Annotated in this window: 16 protein-coding genes; 1 reads left to right on the top strand and 15 read right to left on the bottom strand. The window is 37.2% G+C overall.

Annotated features, from left to right (window positions below):
* From J7E77_RS27480 to J7E77_RS31885, 9 genes are all read right to left on the bottom strand, one after another.
* On the bottom strand, positions 1 to 378 hold a 378-nt coding region (locus J7E77_RS27480; RefSeq protein WP_214718427.1), incomplete at its 3' end, for a helix-turn-helix domain-containing protein.
* 514 nt (positions 379 to 892) lie between these two features.
* The gene (locus J7E77_RS27475) at positions 893 to 1912 is read right to left on the bottom strand and encodes a patatin-like phospholipase family protein (protein ID WP_214718425.1); all 1020 of its coding nucleotides are present in this window, start codon (positions 1910 to 1912) and stop codon (positions 893 to 895) included.
* A 410-nt stretch (positions 1913 to 2322) separates the two neighbouring features.
* A complete protein-coding gene (locus J7E77_RS27470) occupies positions 2323 to 2481 on the bottom strand; it encodes a hypothetical protein (RefSeq protein ID WP_214718423.1) in 159 nt (52 codons plus the stop codon).
* Positions 2482 to 2633: 152 nt separating this feature from the next.
* A complete protein-coding gene (carB, locus tag J7E77_RS27465; RefSeq protein ID WP_214718421.1) occupies positions 2634 to 5819 on the bottom strand; it encodes a carbamoyl-phosphate synthase large subunit in 3186 nt (1061 codons plus the stop codon).
* Entirely contained in the window at positions 5797 to 6903 is a 1107-nt protein-coding gene (locus J7E77_RS27460; protein ID WP_214718417.1) for a carbamoyl phosphate synthase small subunit, read from the bottom strand. The genes carB and J7E77_RS27460 overlap by 23 nt, the downstream gene beginning before the upstream one ends.
* Positions 6904 to 7508: 605 nt before the next feature.
* On the bottom strand, positions 7509 to 8486 hold the full coding sequence (locus J7E77_RS27455; protein WP_214718415.1) for an AraC family transcriptional regulator: 978 nt from the start codon (positions 8484 to 8486) through the stop codon (positions 7509 to 7511).
* Between the two features lie 119 nt (positions 8487 to 8605).
* Complete coding sequence (locus J7E77_RS27450; protein ID WP_214718413.1) at positions 8606 to 9907, bottom strand: MFS transporter; 1302 nt, start codon at positions 9905 to 9907, stop codon at positions 8606 to 8608.
* 92 nt (positions 9908 to 9999) lie between these two features.
* The gene (rhaM, locus tag J7E77_RS27445; protein ID WP_214718412.1) at positions 10000 to 10293 is read right to left on the bottom strand and encodes an L-rhamnose mutarotase; all 294 of its coding nucleotides are present in this window, start codon (positions 10291 to 10293) and stop codon (positions 10000 to 10002) included.
* Between the two features lie 52 nt (positions 10294 to 10345).
* On the bottom strand, positions 10346 to 10477 hold the full coding sequence (locus tag J7E77_RS31885; protein ID WP_374103015.1) for a helix-turn-helix domain-containing protein: 132 nt from the start codon (positions 10475 to 10477) through the stop codon (positions 10346 to 10348).
* Between the two features lie 208 nt (positions 10478 to 10685).
* Between J7E77_RS31885 and J7E77_RS27440 the strand changes: the two genes are divergently transcribed.
* The gene (locus J7E77_RS27440) at positions 10686 to 11072 is read left to right on the top strand and encodes a hypothetical protein (protein ID WP_214718409.1); all 387 of its coding nucleotides are present in this window, start codon (positions 10686 to 10688) and stop codon (positions 11070 to 11072) included.
* Here the strand turns inward: J7E77_RS27440 and J7E77_RS27435 are convergent.
* The 6 genes from J7E77_RS27435 to J7E77_RS27410 form a co-directional block, all read right to left on the bottom strand.
* Positions 11053 to 12066, bottom strand: a complete 1014-nt coding sequence (locus J7E77_RS27435) for a response regulator (RefSeq protein ID WP_214718408.1) — start codon at positions 12064 to 12066, stop codon at positions 11053 to 11055. The two genes, J7E77_RS27440 and J7E77_RS27435, sit on opposite strands and share 20 nt — an antisense overlap.
* On the bottom strand, positions 12063 to 13904 hold the full coding sequence (locus J7E77_RS27430) for a cache domain-containing sensor histidine kinase (protein WP_214718407.1): 1842 nt from the start codon (positions 13902 to 13904) through the stop codon (positions 12063 to 12065). Before J7E77_RS27430 ends, J7E77_RS27435 begins: the two co-directional genes overlap by 4 nt.
* A complete protein-coding gene (locus J7E77_RS27425; RefSeq protein WP_251027036.1) occupies positions 13894 to 14880 on the bottom strand; it encodes an autoinducer 2 ABC transporter substrate-binding protein in 987 nt (328 codons plus the stop codon). Before J7E77_RS27425 ends, J7E77_RS27430 begins: the two co-directional genes overlap by 11 nt.
* A 186-nt stretch (positions 14881 to 15066) precedes the next feature.
* Positions 15067 to 15207 (bottom strand): hypothetical protein, encoded by a 141-nt coding sequence (locus J7E77_RS27420; RefSeq protein WP_483861478.1) that lies wholly within the window; start codon positions 15205 to 15207, stop codon positions 15067 to 15069.
* Between the two features lie 102 nt (positions 15208 to 15309).
* On the bottom strand, positions 15310 to 16137 hold the full coding sequence (rhaD, locus tag J7E77_RS27415; RefSeq protein ID WP_214718429.1) for a rhamnulose-1-phosphate aldolase: 828 nt from the start codon (positions 16135 to 16137) through the stop codon (positions 15310 to 15312).
* A 239-nt stretch (positions 16138 to 16376) separates the two neighbouring features.
* Positions 16377 to 16706, bottom strand: a complete 330-nt coding sequence (locus J7E77_RS27410) for a hypothetical protein (RefSeq protein WP_214718405.1) — start codon at positions 16704 to 16706, stop codon at positions 16377 to 16379.
* Positions 16707 to 16897 lie beyond the last annotated feature (191 nt).

Below are 16897 nucleotides of genomic sequence, written 5' to 3'. Positions count from 1 at the left end.
AGTAGACCGACCTTTAATCATAGAGTTACTCATCCTTTGCATCTCTTTTAATTCTCTATGATCATTATAAAGGCTTATCCACTTTCGCAACACTGAGCGACTTGAAATTTCATACTTACGTACAATCTCAGTCTGGGAATAGGTTCCGGAAAGATAATCAAGTACGGCAGCTGTTTTTACCGCTTGGGAGTACCGTTTCCAACTAGTTGAATCTTGAAGTCCATCAATTCCATATGTCTGAAATAAATAGATCCAATTTTTGATAGTATGTTTAGATATATTGTGTTGAACACAGAAGTCTAGAATCGAGGTTTGCCTGTCCTCAAATGCCACTATTAACTCATATTTTTCTTGTGCAGTAAAAGCACTTTTTGCCATAGAAAAAGCCCCCAATAACGTAAAACAGATTTTTATTATTTCATCTGTCTACTTTATCGGGAGCATATCAAAACGGAAGGTCGGCTTTTTTCTATAACTTTGTGAAGAGGTACACTTAAAGTAAACTGCCCCATTAGTCCAACAACAAAAAGACTTCTGCAACGATCATCATTTTTAATTAACAAAGCACCGTTAAATAAGTAATTTTTCGCAAAAAAAAATAGAGCTTATAGCTCCTGTTAGTATCAGCTCCGCCTACGCTGAATACCGTGATGACCACCATTGTCATCCGACCTAATTACATTATATTTGCAAACGCTTACAATTGTAAAGGTATTTGCTCAGTGTCTACAAATAAAAAAATTGGGCTTGCTACGACGCAATCCCAATTTCAACAAAAGCACCCGATAGTTTAAGTACACTATTTCACAAACATAATCAAAGAGTAAAATTACTGATAAAAACATCTACCCCATACAAAAGTATCACCCTTTAAAACATTGATACGAGGGATTTATCCGCGTTCAATCTGTATCTGCTTATTTAGACTATCATCAATAAACTTTTTCGCTTGAGACACACCATCCTCGTAATATTCACGGGTTTCCACAAAATATTCAAATAATCCACGATGAATTGTAGGCTGAATTGTTTGCACTTTAATCGATTTGTACTCTTTATACGGTTTATTTTCTGATTCTGGACGAACCAGCTTATTTCCGTATTCAATAAGTTTATTGATCCGAGAAATATCATTAAGCTCTGCATAAAGGGCATTTTTAAATAACATCTTCAATTTAAAGTCTTCGATATCAAAGAAGTTATCGATTTGGTCCAGAGATTTGCCTAGTGGCGCTACTGTCACCAAAATAATCTCGTCGGCTACTACCAACGGAGACAAAACCGGATTATATTGATAAGCTCCATCATACTCCCCTTTAAAGTCTCCATATTGAAGCAGCTGCAAACATGCTCTCACACCATCCGGAGTTATTGGTTTGACCTCAAAATTTCCCCTCTTAGTTAATTCCATTGTATCCCGAGCACGTTCGTTCACATACAAAACTGCCTGATCGTTATTAACATTATAGGCATTCATAATAATTCCCACTTCCTCATTGGTGGAAAAACAATTGGCGATATCATCAAAAAATTGTTGAGGAAATTCAGATTTGTAAATTTTGTTAGGGAAGCAGAAGTTGATCCATTCCTCCGATCTCAAGAAAGGCCAATTGTCAGACAATCTTTCAATAATGTTGAGGTAATTAGGAGAAAATTTGTTAGGAACGCCCAAGTATGCGTATTGCATGAATTTGAACAAAGGTGGGATTCCATTTTCTTCGGATTTAAAATACTCAACATAATGTTTTTCAATAGCATTAGTGTCTTTTTGCAAAAAATAATATGCTGACAATATGGCACCGCTGGTAGCTGAAATCAAATCTGGCTTAACCCCCTCTTTTCGAAGCGTTTGGAGTACCCCAGCCGCAAATGAGTTCATTCCCCCAATGCCTTGTAGAGCTAAAGCTAACATAGTGAACCACTCCCAATTGAAAAAAATTTGTTCTTATCTAAATCTAATTCTTTACAAAGGGAGCGGATACCTTCTAGGTATTTAATAGTTAACATATTTTTAATGTTAAGATAGTTAAGGATTTCCGTCCTTTTTCAATTAAACTGCCTCGTATGTTTAAGTACACTTTTTCACAATCTATGAAATTAAAAAAGGGGTCAGTCCCCCCGGTGCGTTAAAGCTTTAATTCACTGGGGGACTGACCCCGGCGTTGAAACTAAGAAATTAAAAAAACACTAGATATTATCCAGCTTTCGGATAATAACTAGTGTTTTTTTCTTAGTTCAGATAGCTATTTACTTGGTATAGTTCCTAAATAATTAAATAACACCTGTAAAACAAGATTTTTCGGGGCGTGCCAAGCACCGGAACTATTCCTGATCTAATACTCCAGTTGTCTCTTGTGAAGACATTTGTTTTTGCGCTTTGGCAACTTGATTGCTTTCATGGTTGAATTCGTTGACTTCACTGTATTTTTTAATGTTATCTTGTTTCTGTTCCTTTTTAGTAACAGCTTCCGACTTATTCATATTTATCCCTCCCTATCCTACCAATAACTTTTTGAATTTGACCTGAAATAAATCAAGTAATACTCTGATTATTAGAGCAACTTTGTCCTAGAGTTAAAAAATGTAATCAATTGTGTATTGGTCTTAGCTTCATCATAAAACCAAGCTAGCTGTTATTTACTTCGCATTGGTGTTGTTTGGAAACGAATGGTTTCAAGTACACGAAAGATTGCAACTACTGTATCAAGAGAGGTTAAACATGGAATACCATTTTCAACTGCTTCACGGCGAATTTTAAATCCGTCACGTGCAGGCTGTTTTCCCTTTGTTAGTGTATTGACCACAAGCTGTGCTTTACCATTACGAATTACCTCTAACAAGTTCTCCTCTTCGGATTCGATTTTATTTACAACATTTACAGGAATCCCATCTTGCTTAAATGCAGCAGCAGTCCCTGCTGTTGCCAGGATTCGATACCCAATGTTGTAGAAACGTTTAGCCAGTTCAGCAGCTTCCGCCTTATCTTTGTCCGCAACTGTGAACAATACATACCCGTGGGGCTTGATTGAAGTACCGGAAGCAATAAATCCTTTATACAGTGCTTTTTCCAATGTTGTATCTTGTCCCATAACTTCCCCGGTTGATTTCATTTCGGGTCCAAGTGTTATATCTACTTTTCTTAGCTTTGCAAATGAGAATACAGGGACTTTCACATAAACATTGTTCTCTTCGGGATGAATGCCTGATTCATAGCCAAGCTCCGATAACGTTTTTCCTAACATTATTTTGGTAGCAAGATTTGCCATTGGAACACGTGTAATTTTGCTTAGGAATGGCACTGTACGGCTCGCGCGCGGATTAACTTCCAATACATACACTTTACCTTTTGATAAGACGAACTGAATATTAAGTAAACCTACTATTTGAAAACCTTTTGCAATTCTTGTTGTATAGTCAATAATTGTCGCCTTTGTTTCTTCTGATAGGCTTTGTGGTGGATACACACCGATCGAGTCACCTGAATGGACACCTGCACGCTCAATATGTTCCATAATACCTGGAATGAATACATTCTCCCCATCAGAGATAGCATCTACTTCCATTTCCTGGCCTGTTAAATAACGGTCAATCAATACCGGCTGATCCTCATGTACTTGGACCGCATTTTTCATGTAATGAAGTAATTCCTCTGTTTGATATACAATTTCCATTGCCCTTCCGCCTAGTACATAAGAAGGCCGAATAAGTACAGGGAAGCCAATTGTCTCTGCAATTTTAACCGCTTCTTCTACAGACTTTGCTGTTTTCCCTAAAGGCTGCGGAATATCCAGAGATGCCAATGTTTTTTCGAACTTTTCACGGTCTTCTGCTGCCTCAAGACACTCAAGTGATGTTCCTAAAATTCTCACACCTCGGCTTGCCAATTCTCCAGCCAAGTTAATCCCTGTTTGTCCGCCAAATTGTACAACAACACCAAGTGGTTTTTCTAAATCAATAATATGCATAACATCCTCGATAGTTAATGGCTCAAAATACAGCTTGTCTGAAATACTAAAATCGGTTGAAACAGTTTCGGGGTTATTATTAATAATAATTGCCTCGTAACCGGCTTCGCGAATAGCCCAGACAGAGTGAACCGTTGCATAGTCGAACTCCACTCCTTGTCCGATACGAATTGGTCCGGATCCAAGTACGATCACACTCTTCTTTTCAGTCACAGCTGATTCGTTTTCATCTTCATACGTACCGTAAAAATAAGGCGTTTCAGATTCAAATTCAGCTGCACATGTATCCACCATTTTATATACAGGGATAATTCCATTCTCTTTCCGATATTCATAAACTTTACGTTCTGTCATACCCCATAGTTTTGCTATAGTTTTATCTGAGAAACCGATTTTCTTTGCTTCAAGCAAAACCTCTCTATCGCCTTTGTTTTCTTCCATAACCTTCTCAAACTTGACTATATTGTCAAACTTCGCAAGAAAGAAAATATCAATTTTGCTCCACTCATGAATTTGTTCAATCGTTATACCTCTTCTGAGTGCTTCACCTATGTAGAATAAGCGCTCGTCACCCGCAACACGAATACGTTTTTCAATCAATTCGTCATTGATTTGATCGGCATCTTTTAAATTTAGATGATATACTTTTAATTCAAGTGAACGAACCGCTTTTAATAATGACTCTTCGAGAGTACGTCCAATTGCCATTACTTCACCTGTCGCTTTCATTTGTGTACCAAGCTTACGATTGGCCGATTCGAATTTATCAAATGGCCAGCGCGGAATTTTAGTTACCACATAATCTAGGGCAGGTTCAAACGATGCATATGTTCTTTCTGTTACAGGATTCATCATTTCATCTAACGTCAAACCTACTGCAATTTTCGCCGAAAGTTTCGCAATTGGGTACCCTGTTGCTTTTGATGCTAGTGCGGATGAGCGGCTGACACGCGGGTTTACCTCAATGACATAGTATTGGAAGCTCAAGGGATCTAAAGCAAGCTGAACATTGCATCCACCCTCAATCTTCAGTGCACGAATAATCCTTAAAGATGCATTACGCAATAATTGATACTCACGGTCGCTTAAAGTTTGACTTGGTGCTACAACAATTGAATCACCCGTATGGACACCAACAGGATCGATGTTTTCCATGTTGCACACAACAATAGCATTGTCGTTGCTGTCACGCATTACTTCGTACTCTATTTCTTTAAACCCGGCAATACTTTTCTCGAGCAGGCATTGGGTAACAGGACTGTATTTTAAGCCGTTCGTTACAGTTTCAATTAATTCCTCTTTATTGTGGCAAATACCGCCGCCCGTTCCTCCAAGTGTATAGGCCGGACGAACAATAACAGGATAGCCGACTTGTTCCACGAATGCAAATACCTCTTCAACCGTATGAATAATTTCACTGTCCGGAACTGGTTCATTCAGTTCGTTCATTAATGAACGGAACAAATCTCGGTCTTCTGCTTGTTCAATCGCGCTTAATTTTGTTCCTAAAATTTCAACGCCCAGCTCTTCTAAAATACCTGATTTGGCAAGTTCTACGGTAAGATTTAACCCTGTTTGTCCACCTAGTGTCGGTAAAATGGCATCCGGACGTTCTTTATATATGATGGAGCTTACGAACTCAACAGTTAACGGCTCAATGTATACTTTATCTGCCATTTCCGTATCGGTCATAATTGTCGCTGGGTTTGAGTTAACAAGAATGACTTTGTACCCTTCTTCCTTTAATGCGATACATGCCTGCGTGCCCGCATAATCAAACTCTGCCGCTTGTCCAATAACAATTGGTCCTGATCCAATTACTAAAATTGTTTCAATGTCTAAGCGTTTTGTCATCGTTCGTCCCTACCTTCTTCCTTGCTTCCATTAATTCAATGAAACGGTCAAATAAATAGTTTGCGTCTTCTGGTCCCGGGGATGCCTCAGGATGGTATTGGACAGTAAAAGCTGGATACTTGTCATGCTTTAACCCCTCAACTGTCCCGTCATTTAATGCAATATGTGTTACTGATAAATCAGTTCCTTCTAAAGAATCCATACAAACTGTATACCCATGGTTTTGCGAGGTAATTTCAACGCGATTTGTTTCTAAATTTTTAACAGGATGGTTTGAACCGCGGTGGCCAAACTTCAATCTTTCTGTATCTGCTCCGCATGCAAGTGCGACCAATTGATGACCTAAGCAAATGCCGAACAATGGTATTTTCCCAAGCACACCTTTAATCATTTCAATTCCTTCTGTTATTTCTTTCGGATCCCCAGGCCCATTACTTAACATGATGCCATCCGGATTTAGATTAAATATTTTTTCTGCCGTTGTATCATACGGAACGACTATAACATCACAGTTGCGCAGCGTTAACTCCCGTAAAATACCGTGCTTCATTCCGTAGTCGACTAGCACGACTTTAAAACCTCTTCCAGGACTCGGATAGGAACGTTTTGTTGATACTTGTTTCACCTGATCTCTCGTCCATTCTGCTTTCATTAAATCTGCCACTACTTCTTCAACAATAACATCCATGCTGCAGATTCTTCCTTTTAGAATCCCATGCTCGCGGATTTTTCTTGTAAGCTTCCTTGTATCAATTCCCGCTAAACCTGGAATATCTTTGTCTTTTAAATATTTATCAAGTGGAAATTGACTACGGAAATTTGACGGTATTTCGCAAAATTCTTTTACAATCAAACCATTAATTGTTGGTTCAATCGATTCAAAATCATCACGATTAATTCCATAGTTACCAATAAGTGGGTAAGTCAATGTAACAATTTGACTGCAATAAGAAGGATCCGACAAAATTTCCTGATAGCCGGTCATCCCTGTGTTAAATACAACTTCACCTATCAATTCCTTTTCACTGCCAAATCCTTTTCCAACAAATACAGTACCATCTTCTAAAATGAGTTGACGTTTCATACCATTACACTCCTTTCTTCCATACGCATTATCCTTCTACCCCGCAATCGTTTGATTAACGCCTGTTGATCTTCTCTTCCTCGTAAAAGGAGGATTCATTTTATAGTATCTGGAGGGCATCACGAGCAATTCCAATGATTTACAAATTGAAGGAGTTCCGCTAAAAATTCTAATATTGCATAAAGTTAAAACTACTTCATTCCTAATTTGTATTTTTACAGGTCACTACCTATAATCTCCTTATTTGCCACTATAATGTATTATTTAAAATAAGAAAATTGTCCACTATTATTAGGTTCTTCTATTATATAATCCTTTCATTCCTTTTCATTTAGAAAAACAAACTTGGTTATTTATTGCTGGTCGAACTCCTCCGTATATATTAAACACGAACAAATGTTCTTACGTATACAAAAAAATAATATGTCACGAAAAGACCACTCTTTAGAACAAAAAACGGTCTAATATGCTATTCCTACGCTAGTCGCTGCTTTCATCATGGTGATGGTAGTCGTGATCGTCGTTTTCAAAATCTTCAAGTTCCTTATCTTCCATTACATAATGACAGGAACCCTCCAGAATAAATCGCTTCAATTTATTTGTCTCTATAAATCAAAGCCTTTTGGGTTATTTTCTCTAAATTCCTTTGGCGTCTGCCCATACTTCTTTTTAAAAATCCGATAAAAATAGCTAATATTATCATAGCCCACTTGCTCCACTATAGAAGCAATTGCCATGTCGGTTCCTTCTAGTAATTCTTTCGCTTTAACCAGTCGCCTTTCTTGCAAAAGTTCTTTGAATGTGTGGGATGTGGCCTTTTTTATTGTTTTACTTAATCCATAGTGAGATTGTTTCAATCGAATGGCTAATTCATTTAACGAGGCATCCTTAAATCGATCTTCAATATACTTTAGGGACTCTACTACCAAATAATGATTGATAGATGCCTCTTCTTTTCTCTCTACCTTATCGGAATTCTTAAGGAGTTCAATCAAGAAAAGCCCCATATACAGTTTAATGGTTGACTCTGAGAAAGCAGAAGGATGCATGATTTCCTCAATCATTTTTCCAATCATATCCTGAATAGCAGGTACATCAGCCACTTTAAAATAAAGGAATTGACCGTTCTGCGTGTTGTTATATAAGCTATTAAGTAGAAAATCACTAATTATATTTTCGGAACTTAAAAAGGAAAAAATAAAGTCGAAGAAAGAAGGACGAATGATAAAATTAATGACAATGTCTTCTTTGGCACAGGCCTTGATCTCATGTTCAATATGTTGATTTAATAAGAGAAGTTCTCCTTTTTTCAAGGTTAATTGCCTGCCGCCCACAGTTTGATTCAATTCCCCGGTATAGACAAAATTGACTTCAATATAATCGTGTTTATGTAAAGGGAAATTTACAAATCTTGTGTGCTTACGAACCATAATCATCTTATCTTTGCTTAGGAATTTTTCGCTTTCAATAATAAAGTTTGTATTACTAGTATAAAGTTCCTTGCTTACGTTCGTACGTTGTTCAAGAATGGTTTTCTCTTCATCTGTAATCTGTAAAAGTTCACTTAGAAGTTCCTGGCTCATGTGATTCACCTGTTTCATAGATGGTTTCTTAGTCAAATCATATCATACTTCAAATACCTGCCTAAAGAAAAAACCTGGGCTATGTTTATTAATCCCAGGTTAATTCCAACTCTATTCTTTTAAATAGCTTTTCTTTTTAATTCTTTTGAAGTACCAAACCGATCTTCTTCAATTTGTTGCAATGTTTTTCCATTTGTATTTGGGGCAAGAAGAATACCGATCACACAATGAATGGCTAAGAATACAAGCATCACAATGCCTGCTGTTTTAAATCCTAATTTATCCATAACTGTTGGTAAAATAAATGACCAAATCGCGATCCCTAATCTTACTAAGAAATACATAATTCCTTGGGCACCAGCACGGTATCTTGTTGGGAATAGTTCGCTTGCCCACAAACCATAGAATGCTTGGGCACCAAAGCCGGCAGCACTTCCCCAAAGTAGAACAAAAGCAAAGAGTGAGAACCAGTTCATTCCAGTAAATGTTAGAATTAACCATGCTGCAATACCCATCACTGCTCCTATTCCAAACAAGGCACGTCTACTAAATTTGTCCCCAAGTTTCATGAATACAAAATAAGTGGTTGCAACGGTTAAACTCCATAGGAGAACTTGAAGTAAATTCGCTTGAGTACCAGATAATCCCCCAACATTTTGATAAATATATGGCATGAAATATCCCATAGCACCTGCAGTTAAATTCCAGAACAAATAAATTCCAATTAATAGAAATAATGCTGCTCGATTTGGTTTCAGGCTTAGTAATTCTTTGAGTACACCTTTATTGTTGCTGTTGCCTTCTTTAGCTTCTCGTTCTTTTCCTTCTTTCCAAATAGCTGATTCAGATAAACCTTGTCGGATGTACCAAGTAATAAATGCAATGATTAATAAGTGGATAAAAATAATTCTGCTTCCTAACAAACCTAGTGGTGTAAGCAAAACGGCAAGTAAAAATGTAATTGCTGGACCCGTTGACCATGCTAACTGTGCAGTTCCAACATGTGCAGCCCTCTTATCGGCTGGTGCTTCTTCTGCAATGTATGTCCATGAGGCTGGTACCCCGGCACCTACTGCAATCCCTGTAATTATTGTTCCGACTAATAGCATTGGGAAGTTAACAGAAACGGCAATCAATAATACCCCAAGCATATAAGCCAACAAGTCATAGGTGTAAATAAATTTCCGACCATATTTGTCACATAAATATCCACCAAACAAAGCTCCCACTGCCGCTCCAAATGCATTAGCACTCACTGCACTTAACAGCCCCACCGCCATATTATCCAAATGAAGATATGCCTGCCACATGGTTAAACTACTTGCTGCCGCGATAATTGATCCAGCTTCAATATAGTTGGCCATTGCAACAGAAATGGTAGCTTTCCAGCCAGTCGTTTTTTTGGAACCAATCTTAGCCATTGTAATACCTCCTAATCATTTGTTTATTACCCAAAAAAAAGCAAACGGTTTCATTTTTGTTATTATTTCTAAAGTTGAAATAACGAAAGCAATTATTCTAAATAAAAGACTTCATCTAAATTAATTGAAACAGGGCTATTATCGGCATTCGTCTCCATTATTGGCTCCATATATGCCCACCATCTTTTACAGATTTCTGTTTGCGACATTTGCTCCCATTTCTTTTCATCTTCGATTTCTAAATAGGCAAACAATCTACCAGTCTCTTTATCAAGAAAAATAGAATAATTGTGTGCTCCGTGTGCCTTTAATTCTGCGGCCATCTCCGGCCATATTTCATCATGGCGGCGATTATATTCATCATAACTATCAGGATTGACAAACATGATACTCTCATTTTGATTTTCCTTTCTAGAATTTAATTTCCTTATAGCTAAACTATACTCTTGTAAAACGCTTACTTAAATATTTCGTATCTTGATAGCCGACTGATAAGGAAATATCGTAAATTTTTAAATCTGTTTTCTCTAATAATTCCTTAGCTTTTTCAAGTCTTGCGGCTGTGACAATAATCTAAAATGGTCTCTCCAGTTTGAGTTTTAAAATAAACAATAAAAGCCAAGGATAAATTACACTCCTTGACAGACAATATTACAATAAAAAAAATTGCTCAGCAGGTTTTTTTGGAATCCCTTTCAATTTTCTGAATAATCACAAAAGTAGTTGGGATTCATATTATTTGCTGACGATTTAAAGTATTGATCCCTGAATTGGGAAGGTGTCTGACCCAGCCACTGTCCTAAAGTATACAGAACAAGTAATACTCTTTTTTACACAAGGGAAAAAGGATGAGTTACTTCAGGCGTTACAAGGATTTTTTCGTGAGGTAGAAGCCTTATCATCGCCTGTTATGATTAATGAAGCGGTTCATTACTTATTAATCGGAATCGCTAATCATTGGATTGAAAATGATGGCTATAGTGAGGATCCGGATTTACTAACAGATGCCTTAAATATCACAAAGCATGCCTCAAACTTCATTCAATTGAAGGATAGGGTTAAATTGTGGATTCTACATGTAATGGAGAAAATGGCTGGTTTGAACAAGGAGCAGCAGAATCCTATTCAGATTGCAAAAGTGTGGATTAAAAATAATTTGGGATAGAAGACGATATCCCTTTTGATTTCTGAGCTTTAATGACTTTAAACAAATCAGCCTGAAAAACTCGATTTCCTCCTTGAATGATTCGAAACTGAAGCAGAGTAAGCAACTGTGATTTCATATTACTAAAAAGAGCAAGATCATTAAATACATATCCAAGGGCAACAGATGCCGTAAAAGGTGTAGCTTTGTGAATAGAGATTCTTAGTTCTTCTGCCAACTGTCGGAAAACCAATGAAAAATCATGATTATTGTCTTTATCTTCGATGTGTAGTAATATCCAATAGCTGAACTTACTGCCTCGCCACCACCAACTAAAGATTTGATGACCTCTAATAGGCACGACCACTTTTTCTGCTAATATATTTTCGATTTCTTGAGACCACTTATTCCAATCTTCTGGTGAGAATTCTTTCGTTTGTGAAAAAACCTGATCAACACTAATATGAATCAATTGATAACAGCCGCTTGGAAATTGCTGGGTCCAATCGAGATAAGCAATATCTTTTTCTTCCTTCCAGGTCATTTCACTTAAAAGCTGAAGCTGCTTTGTATATTCCACTTGAGATGCTTTTTCCTGCATAGTAAGCCATTCGTACTTTTCCGCGTGCACCTTTTGAATCTTTAGTTTAACTTCATCCATTTGTAATTGAAATTGTTCCTTGTCAATTGGCTTCAGGATATAATTTACGGCTCCGTCTCGTAGGGCAGATTGCAAATATTCAAAATCATCATATCCGCTTATAAAAATGGTTAGGCACGTTAGATGGCTTTTAAGTTTTTTATTTAAGGTTAATCCATCCATTTCCGGCATTCTAATATCCGAAATAAGTAGGTCGAAAGAAATAGATTGGTTTAAAACGGCTTCATAAACTTCTAATCCATCAGAAAAGGTTCCGACGATTTCCCATTCATCACCTAACGAGCGAACCATTCGTTCAATTCCTCTTCGAATTCTTCCCTCATCATCGACAATTACCGTTCTAATTTGTGTCATTTCCCATCACCATCCCCTTGAGGCGCAGAGTAGTTTGTTACGTCGTCCTTTAAAATTGCTGGAATTTGTATGGTAATCTCTGTTCCTTTTTCTATGGAACTCTTAACTATTAATTCGTATTGATTTCCAAACATCATCATCACCCGGGCGTGAACATTCAAAATACCAAAACCGGAATCTCTTTTTCCCATTGGATCTGATTGCAATTTACCATTTAGTTCTGCCAACTTCTCCTCGCTAATGCCTGGACCATTATCGCCGACAGTAAATAAAATATCTTTTGTCCCATGCTCATTAATAATTTCTTCCACTATGATTTGGATACTTAATCCTTTCCGTTTCTCCAATCCATATTTTATAGAATTCTCAACAAGCGGTTGTAAAATAAATTTAGGAGTAAAATAGGCTCCTGAATCCAGTTCCGTTTGAATTTCAAATGTGATTCTATCTTCGAACCTGAATTTCTGGATTTTTAAAAATTCCTCAATGTGATCCATTTCTTGAGCAATTTGAACGAGCCGTTCTTTATTGCTTAGTGAATAACGAAGCATACGTCCAAGGAGAGTGACCATTTCAACAACCGTTTCGGATTCTCCATCTTCAACCGCCATACTGATTGTCTGCAGTGTATTGTACATAAAGTGCGGGTTAATTTGCGATTGCAGTGCATATAGTTCAGCGTTTTTTTGGCGAATTTCAATCGAATAGTTTTTCTGAATTAACTCCCTGATTTCCTTCAGCATCGAGTCAAAACTCTGTGCCAGGACACCCACCTCATCTTTAGACTGGATTGGGATGGATACGCTTAGGTTTCCCTGTTCTACCTCCTGCATTATGGACCCGAGCTTTTTAATCGGCTTTGTGACGGACCAAGCTAGAAAGACCGAAATCACCGCCGTTATGATGACTAGCGCAAAAAAGGCAAAAACGGTTACCTTTCTGACTATATCAGTACCGATCGTCAGGTATTTTAATGGAATACTATGAACTAATATCCATTTGTGGCGAGCGGATTTGTTCACGCTAATGAGCGTTTTATCCTTACCTATTCCTGTCTGAAAACTTCCATTAATCAGCGGATAGTCATTTAGCTCACTGAAAACAGAGCCAATTTTAGAGGAATCTGTGTGAAAAATAACCTGTCCATTCTCATCCATCACCCACATCGTTGTATTTTTCTCTTTTTCTAAATCAGCTAAAACATTTTCAATAAAGGATAGTTTAACAGCTAAAAAGAGGGTACCAAGCGACTTTCTATTATCAAAATCTGTTATTTGTTTCATTAGTAATATATAAGGAGGATTTCCTTCAAAATTCAAACTTGTTTGTTTCGGCAGCATAAGTTCAACTTTCTCCCCTAGTGCATGTTCTTCACCATAAGGCAGAGTTAGATTTTGAAGATTAAATCCCTCATAGGGGATCCTTGTACTGACAAAGGAACGATTTTTGGATAATAGGTACGCACCTAATATTTCGGAACTATTATCAAGATAAGTATTCGTTAAGAAACTTTCCACAATAAATTGATCCTGATGTAATTGTGACTGATTCTTAAAGCTGCTATCCCTTAAGACCGACATAACATCACTTGAGCTATAAATTAATTCCGGCAGTCTTTCTAATTCACCGAGACTGTTTTCAATATTATTATTCGCTTGCTTTAGTAGTTTAGGAATATATTCTCCTACTTTTTCTTCAATCGATTTCGTATATTCATAATAACCGAGTACCCCTAATAAACCCATTGGAATAACCGTTAATAAAATATAGGTAATAATTAGTTTCGTTGATAACCGGGAGTTTTTTAATTGTAATTTTTCAAGAAGCTTAGAAATCATATTGATCAATATTCTCCCTTGTAAAATCAATTGGCAGTCCCATAATCACAGTGTCACCTTTAATTTTGATATTGCCAACTTTTCCGATATGCTGCCCGTCCTTTAGCTTGTCACCATTTAATAATTCTTTAGCTAAGCTAACAGTTAAATAGCCTAGCTTTTTAGGGCTCCATAACGTTATCATTTGGGCTGAACCATCTTTTAAATAGGTCCGCATTAAATTCGGGGTAGAGAGTCCTGTTACAGTAACCTTACCAATCTTTCCAGCATCTTGAACTGCCTGTGCAGCTGCAGGGGGCCCAACAGATGAACTGCCTAATATCCCTTTCAAATTAGGATAGTTTTTTAATAGCTTTTCAGCGCCCAAATATGATTTTTGGGGATTATCTTCCGTATCAACTACTTCTACTAAAGTCATTTCAGGATAGACTTCCTCTTGCTGCCTAATGATATAGTTCATCCATTCAGATAAATTGGCCGCAACATGAGAACCGGTCAAGATTGCATACTCGCCTTTTTCACCCATCTTGGAAGCCAAATTGTCCACTAAGTGGCGGCCAAGATTTTCAGGGTCAACCATATTAATAAACAGTTCTCTGTATTTTACATCCGTATCAGAATCCCATGTGATCACTCTAATTCCTTTTTCTCTCGCCTTTTGTAACACAGGACCTAATCTATCTGGATCATTTGCAGAAACGGCCATGAGATCAACGTCTCTCTGAATGAAATCCTCAATAATATTTCGCTGTTGCTTCCAATCGGCTATCGGCGGACCTGTGAATAGAACATTAAGGTTTAAGTCCTTCCCAGCCTCCAATGCACCTTCTTCCACCGCATTAAAATATGGAATCCCACTCACTTTAGGAATAATCGCAATCGTGTAATCTTCATTGCCTTTATTTTGGTTTTTTTGCTCTTTCTTTTGTTCGCCGTTATATATAATTTGATATTTCTCTGAATTTGTAGAATTCAAAGCGCAACCGCTTACAAATATCACTAATAAAAAGCATATCGATAATCTTAAGTAAATATTTGTGTTCAACACCAACACCTCACAAAAGAGCAAATAAATATAAGAAGAGGCCCTAGAAAACAGCTTGGCCTCTTAACATTATATCATATATTAAAATAGTTTTTATGGTCTTGTTATTACTTGAAATTAGAGAATCTCCTTAAACATTGCAATAACTTCTTCTTTTATAGGCTGGAATGGGTTTCCTGGTGCACAAGCATCATTTAAAGAATTAACAGCAAGCTTTTCTAGATCTACCTCTGTACTTGGTACGTAATCTACACTCACAATGATTCCTCCTCTTTTATGTTCAGTATTTCACAAATTTATTTTTAAAATTAAGGGACGATTCCGCCCCCAATAGTAAATCTGGATAAATGAATTAAACTCTTATAAATTTAGAATTCCTGCTCTAGGAACAACCTTGAAAGCGTCCGCAAGATCCTGAAGTTGCTGGTCAGTAATCGTTTGTTTTTTACCACCTTGGGCACAAACAAGGGTATAAACCTGAGCTGCTTTTTCAGCTGTTTCAATTAGTCCAAATGTTTCATCCATTGTTGTCCCTGCTCCGAAAATCCCATGATGTGGCCAAAGGACAAGGCGGACATGTTCCATTTTTTCTGCTGTTGCTTCGCCAATTTCATTCGTCCCTGGAACGATCCATGGAATCACGCCAACCCCTTCAGGGAAAACAACGATACATTCTGTACACATTTCCCAAAGGGTTTTCGTGAATTCTTCTTCCTTCAAACTATGTGTAAATGTCATGGCAATCAAATTAGTTGTATGGCAGTGCATGATCACGCGATGGTTTTTATCGGCTGCTAAGCGCTTCATATGATTCATTAGGTGTGTTGGAAGTTCGCTTGTTGCTACTCCACCATCTTCAAGGCCCCAAAGAATTTCGTAGCTTTGGCCATCTACCGCAATACGAATGACTCCCAGGTTTGAACCCGGATCCTCTTTTACATTTTTGAAGTATTTCCCGGAACCTGTAACAGCAAAATATCTTCCCGCTAGCGTAGAAGCATCAAAATTCATTGGTACTGTTCTCACCACTTTATCAACATCCAAGTAAGGTAAAACTTCATATTCATTTAACAAATAACTAATATTCCCGCCATTACGTTCATCCCAGCCTAATCGGTATAGGTTAGAAGTTGCCTCGATCATTTCTTGTATAAATGGTGCTGTATATATTAAATTTCTTAATGTCATGCTCATGTTTGTTCTCTCCCTTATAAAAAATTGACTTTTATATTGTTTATTTATCTTCTTTACATAAACATCATAACTCCATAACCAACACAAATCAACACAAATAAAGATTATATTTTTGGTTATTTTTGTTTTATTAACATTTTCCTCACAAATATAATTTGTTTTCCTCCGATTAAAAAAACAAAAACAGACCTTTAAGGTCTGTTTGCTTTTGGTTCCCATGAGAAACCCATCCTTTATTCATAATCTTCGATACGCCATTCGTCTTTCCAATCAAGATAAGCCAGTTTCCCATCAAAACGAAACGGCAGCCATACATAATCCGCTTTTGTCGTATCTACAACAAACTCAGGTCCCCTCTCTATTTCCTGATTTTGAAAGTCCGGATTAAATATTCTTTCAAAAATTTCCGCTGACTTCTCATAAGGCAGTGATTGCGATAGGTATGATATCCATCGGTCTGCTATGGCAATGTACAAATCCTTCTTACCTGGATGCTTAAAGACAGAACAAATCTGCGAACGGAAAGAAGTATTTGATTCGTCTACTACATGTGGATTTCCCAATACCTCAAATGGTCCATGATATGGCTCTGAGCAAGCAACCTCAGAAGGATTTGGAAAATATCCAGTGGTTCCAGAGGTAACTTCACATGCTGTGCACCTGATTCATTAATTATTAACCCGATCACGTAAATCGGAATAAAAATGTTAGAACTAGCTTTGGATAGATCTTAAGTGATTGAAATATATTTATA

It is taken from the genome of Bacillus sp. ISL-77, assembly GCF_018613105.1.
This window is presented reverse-complemented; position numbering and strand designations above follow the sequence as displayed.